General features: G+C 71.0%; 6 protein-coding genes. 3 read left to right on the forward strand and 3 right to left on the reverse strand.

What is annotated here, in order from left to right; all coding sequences use genetic code 11:
- Positions 1–78 precede the first annotated feature (78 nt).
- On the forward strand, positions 79–855 hold the full coding sequence (locus tag ACWC21_RS41200; RefSeq protein ID WP_450889960.1) for an MmyB family transcriptional regulator: 777 nt from the start codon (positions 79–81) through the stop codon (positions 853–855).
- A gap of 25 nt (positions 856–880) precedes the next feature.
- Here ACWC21_RS41200 and ACWC21_RS41205 read toward each other — a convergent pair whose 3' ends face one another.
- Both ACWC21_RS41205 and ACWC21_RS41210 read right to left on the reverse strand, forming a co-directional pair.
- Positions 881–1,810, reverse strand: a complete 930-nt coding sequence (locus tag ACWC21_RS41205) for an MIP/aquaporin family protein (RefSeq protein WP_450889962.1) — start codon at positions 1,808–1,810, stop codon at positions 881–883.
- Between the two features lie 120 nt (positions 1,811–1,930).
- A complete protein-coding gene (locus ACWC21_RS41210) occupies positions 1,931–2,641 on the reverse strand; it encodes a DUF4328 domain-containing protein (RefSeq protein WP_450889963.1) in 711 nt (236 codons plus the stop codon).
- 176 nt (positions 2,642–2,817) lie between these two features.
- Between ACWC21_RS41210 and ACWC21_RS41215 the strand changes: the two genes are divergently transcribed.
- On the forward strand, positions 2,818–3,291 hold the full coding sequence (locus ACWC21_RS41215; protein ID WP_450889965.1) for a hypothetical protein: 474 nt from the start codon (positions 2,818–2,820) through the stop codon (positions 3,289–3,291).
- Between the two features lie 68 nt (positions 3,292–3,359).
- Here the strand turns inward: ACWC21_RS41215 and ACWC21_RS41220 are convergent, their stop codons facing one another.
- A complete protein-coding gene (locus ACWC21_RS41220) occupies positions 3,360–4,052 on the reverse strand; it encodes a DUF6445 family protein (RefSeq protein ID WP_450889967.1) in 693 nt (230 codons plus the stop codon).
- A gap of 222 nt (positions 4,053–4,274) precedes the next feature.
- Here ACWC21_RS41220 and ACWC21_RS41225 point away from each other — a divergent pair, with 222 nt between their 5' ends.
- Positions 4,275–5,036 carry a DUF4142 domain-containing protein gene (locus ACWC21_RS41225; protein WP_450889969.1) on the forward strand — a complete coding sequence of 254 codons (762 nt, stop codon included), beginning with the start codon at positions 4,275–4,277 and terminating at the stop codon, positions 5,034–5,036.
- The last annotated feature ends 100 nt before the right edge of the window (positions 5,037–5,136 follow it).

Genomic DNA, 5,136 nt, shown 5'->3' on the forward strand with positions numbered 1-5,136 from the left:
GGGGGGACCCCCATCGAGGGCTCTCCGGCGCCTTGCGATGCACGGCACCAGACCACGCGACCTCATCGGGCGCTCATAGTGCAAGGACCCCTAAGGGGCCTCGAGCGTCTTGGTCTCCTCTTCGGTCAGCCGCACGTCGAGGGCGGCGACGGCGTCGGCGAGGTGTCGGGGGTCGGTCGCTCCGATGACGGGGGCGGCGACCACGGGGGGATCAACGCCCTCGCCGACGCCCTGAGTCTGGACGCGGCGGAACGCGACCACCTGCGCTACCTCGCCAAGATCACCGGCGGGGCGTGCGCCGGACGCCGGCGGCCGGCACCGCCCGGCCGCGACGTCCGCCCCACCGTGCTGGCGACCCTCCGGCTCCTCGAGCCCTCAGCCGCCTTCGTCACCCACCGGCTCGGTGACGTGCTCGCGTACACCGACGGGTTCGAGCCGGTGATGCGCGGGAGCGGGCTGCTGGAGACCGAGGCGCCGAACCTGACGCGCCATGTGTTCACCGGTCCGAGGGCCCGGACGTTCTTCGCCGACTGGGACGAGGTGGCCGACGAGCAGGTTTTCGACCTGCGGCTCGGACCGTCCGCGGAGACCTCCGAGTGGTTCACGGCCGACCTCGCCCCTGTCGCCGGACAGGAGTTCACCCGACGGCTCAACCGCCACCTGCCCCCACCCCAAGTGCCGCTCCGGCTCAACCACCCCACCGCGCACGCACTGCGGTGGCAGCGCGAACGACCGGAGTTGCCGCGCACCGACGCGCAGGAACCGGTCGTCCTCCTGCCCGCCGACGAGACGACGGCGCGGGCCGTGGAACGCCTTCGCCGCCGGCCCGGCGGCGGTCTCCGCGCGATCGGCTGACCCGGCCGGGTGCTCGGGCCGCCGACTACTCCTCCGGGCGGGTACGGCCGATCTCCGGCAGTTCTCCCAGCTCGGCACGGGCGTGCAGGACGTCGCCGATGAACAGGTCGTACACCAGGACCCCGACGACCCCGCCGACCAGTGGCCCGACGATCGGTATCCAGAAGTAGTCGCTGAACCATGGACCGTCCCCCGGAAAGGCCAGACTCTGCCAGCCGGCCAGCCAGGTGAGCAGGCGCGGGCCGAAGTCACGGGCGGGGTTGATGGCGTAGCCGGCGTTCGCCCCGTAGGACATGCCGATGGCGGCCACCACGAAGCCGATCACCAGCGGGCCCAGGTTCGCCTGCACCGCCGTGTTGCGCAGGTCGATGACGGCCACGACGAACATCACCAGGAAGGCGGTGCCGACGATCTGGTCGACCAGCGGTCCCCAGACGCCCCCGCCGAAGTACGGCGCCGGGAAGGTGGCGAAGATCGAGAACGTGGCGAGCGTGTGCCCGTTCGTCTTCGGCGGCTTCGAGGCGGCGTCGAAGGCGTTGATCGCGTTGTGGTAGACCGCGAGCACGAGGGCCGCCCCGGCGAGGGCGCCGAGCACCTGCGACAGCCAGTACGGCAGGACCTTGACCCAGGGGAACTTCCGGCGCACGGCGAACGCCAGGGTCACCGCCGGATTGATGTGCGCGCCGCTGACGCCACCGGCCACGTAGATGCCGAAGGTCACGGCCATCGCCCAGCCCCAGGTGATCAGCAGCCAGTCACCGGCGGCGAGGAAGATCGTGGTGGGCGTCGCGGCACGGCCCGAGCCGGGCAGCGCCGCGACGGCCATCGCGACCACTCCGCATCCGAACGAGATGAGTACGAACGTCCCCACGAACTCCGCCATGCACTCGCCCAGCAGTCCGGCGCGCCGTCTGAGCATGGATGGCTTGATCAGGGGAGGTATTTCCACAGCCATGTCGGCCCCCTCAGTGAGAGCATCCGGCCATACGACCGATCGCAAAACCGGTCATAACCCCATGGTTGCGCATGAATGCGTCAAGGGACACCGGAGGCTCTCAGGGCGGCCGTCAGGCCGTCACCGCACGGCCACCGTCCTGGCCGCGCCGCTGGTCAGGGCCGCTACGCGCGCCCGCTGCGCCGCCGAGACGGCCCGCACGACGAAGGCGCCGGCGATCGCCGCGCCCACGATCGCCGCATCCGCGGTCAGCAGGGGCCAGACCTCGGAGTAGGCGCGCTCGATGACCTCGTCGGTGGAGTCCTTGTACAGCAGGCCGGCCCCGCTGAGCATCCCGACCAGCCACAGCCCCCACCACACGTTCAGCGAACGCGGCAGGGGCCGCCCGGGGACGCTCTTCCCGTAGGCGTCCGCGACGATGCCGCGCGGCACCCACAGGTTCATGATCGGCACGACCCAGCCCAGGTAGACCCAGATCCCGGAATAGCGCGGCGGCTCGGGCGACAGGGCGCGCGCGTCGTCCCGGACGCGCCACAGCCAGGACAGGAAAGCCAGCGCGCAGATCAGCGTGGCGCCGTCCCCCAGCGCGCTGACCACGTGGTACGAGTCCTCGAGCCCCGTCAGCGTCCGGTGCACGCCCTCGCCCTGGTCCGGCGGGCCCGAGGCAGGCTCCCCTGCCAGGGACAGCCGCATGTGCCAGACCGCCCGGGCGGTCCAGGCGGCGCCGGCGAGCAGCAGCCCGCCCACGGCACACCACTCCACCCCCCGGCCCGGCCGCGGACCGGCGAATGGCTCCGTGTCGCCACCGTAGGCGTCGTGTTCGTCGTTCACCCTGGGTATCCCGTTCTTCGAGCATTTTGTTTACGCCATGTCAGACGCAGCACGAGGCGCCATGGTCACAGACGACCGCACGGCTGGTACGCCGTACGGATGACCGGGCGTGCGGGCCCGCGGCGCCGGTCCTTGACTGGACGGGAGAGCGGCGGGGGGGCACGGACGGAGGCGGGATGACGGGTCTACGGACAGGTGCGGCACTGACGCTCGCCGCATGCCTGGGCGCCGGGCTGAGCGGCTGCTCCGACAGCGGCGGTGGCACCAGCCCTTCGTCCGCGGTGAGCAAGGCGGCGTCCTACGCCTCGCAGGGCGCGTCGGCACTGGCCTCGGCGACCGCCGAGGCGGGGAAGCGGCTGGACGACGTCAAGAACGGTGTCGACGCCAAGGCCGCGGTGCGGTTGGGCACACCGGCCACGACCTCCGACGGTCATATGTCGGTCCAGGTCACGGCGGACAACAAGGCGGACGCCACCAAGTCCTTCGCCGTCCAGGTCGACTTCAAGGACAGCAGCGGCAACCTCCTGGACACGGTCGTCGCCACGGTCCCGAACGTCCCCGCCGGAAAGTCGGGCAGCGCGACGGCCCGGAGCCACCGCACGCTGTCGGGACAGGTGAAGGCCGAGGTGGCGAGGGCTCTTCGGTACTGAGCGGCCAGGTGTTGGGCGGCGCGGATGCCGAGCGGCGCGGATGCCGGGCGGCGCGGATGCCGGGTGGCTCAGGCCATCCAGAAGAAGACCGCCGTCATCCGCTTCTCCTCCAGCGTCCGGCCGCAGTAACCGGTCGCGCTGTGCACGAGGTTGGCGTTGTAGAGGAGCAGGCGGTTGTACCGGTGCGGAACGCGGACGTCCTCCTCGAAGGCGTCCGGTGCCACGAAACGGGTGCCGAGGGCCTCGACCAGGTTGTTGTGCGGGGCCTGGACGACGTTGCCGCCGAGGCGTCCGCCGGGCAGTGACTGCCGGTAGAAACTGGTGCCGCAGTCCTTGGGTACACCCGGGTTGAGATACAGCACCGCCGCGTACCGGCACAGCGCTCGCGAGTCGGTGTGCGGCCGGGGCTCGCTCTCCCCCTCGCCCACCACCTGTACGCAGTTGTGGTTGAGGGTGCCGCCGCCGGGCGCGCGCTGCACCCACAGCTCCCCGGCCCCCGTGGCCTTCCTCACGAGCCGCTCGATCCGCCCCAGTTCCCCCGGCTCCAGCCCGGGCATGGCCCGCAGACCCGGCCAGGTCTCCTGCGTGTACGGGTACCCCTCGACCCAGTCCTCCTTGGCGAGACACCGCTGCCGTACGGCGTCCACGTCCGGCAGGACGTCGTCCAGGACCCAGTAGTCGCGGCCCTTGGTGGGCTTGCGGTACGGGAGAACGGGGAGGGATGCGGCAGCCCTCGCGGGATGCCCGGGTCGCGGTGGCATGGACATGCGGCGAACGTACAGTCAGGTTCGCCCAGGCTCTCCCACCGGCCGGTCAACGTTCGGTCAACCACCGGCCCGACAGGTTTTACCAAAAACATTGAGTGCCGACGCTTCCGTCTCCGTACTCCTGTGCGTCCGATCCGCTCGCCCCGCGCGGGCGGAACCCCCTACCGGGCAGGAGGCACGGTGCGACTTTCGCGTAACGCGACGGGAACTCTCTTCGTGGGCGGAGCCATGGCGGTGACCCTGGTGGCACTCGCCTACCCGAGCATGCTCGGGGTGAGCACCGTCTCCTCCGACCAGTCCCGCATCATCGCGAACACCCAGTGGGGGCCGCTGACCGAGGGCGACCGCGACTTCGTGGTGAAGGTGCGGGCGGCGGGACTGTGGGAGTACCCGGTCGGTCAGATCGGTCTGCAGAAGGGCCAGTCGCAGGCGGTCAAGACGGCCAGCGAGCACCTGATCGACGGTCACGCCGCGCTGGACACCACCTGCCGCAAGATCGCGCCGTTGCTGAACATCACGTTGCCCAACGTGGCCAGCCCCCAGCAGGAGGGCTTCGTCACCCAGCTGAAGGCCGACACCGGTAAGCAGTTCGACGTCGACTTCGCCAACATCCTGCGGATGACGCACGGCTCGATCTTCAACGGCATCGCGAAGATCCGCTCCACCACCAAGAACTCGCTGGTGCGCGCCCTCGCCGACCAGGCCAACAACACGGTCCTGGACCACATGACGGTCATGGAGAAGACGGGCGACGTCGACTTCGACACGACCCTCAACACGCAGACGAACCCGCCGAAACTGCCGGCCTCCGACGTGACCCCGCCGAACCCGCCGGCCGGGCAGCCGGAGGTGGTGCTCACCGCGCCGCCCACCGAGACGTCCACTCCGGTGGACCTCAGCGGACTCCTCGGCGGCTCGGCCGCCGGTGGCGGAGCCGGCGCCGGCGCTCCCGCCGGCCCGAGCCCGTCGGCGGGCTGATCACGGCCTAGTGCTGCGACCGGAAAGGTTCACCGGCTCGCGACGCCCGGCACGGCACCTCGCCGCGTTGTCGCACCACCCGAGTACATCCAGTACGCGG

Source organism: Streptomyces sp. NPDC001348, from assembly GCF_053597535.1.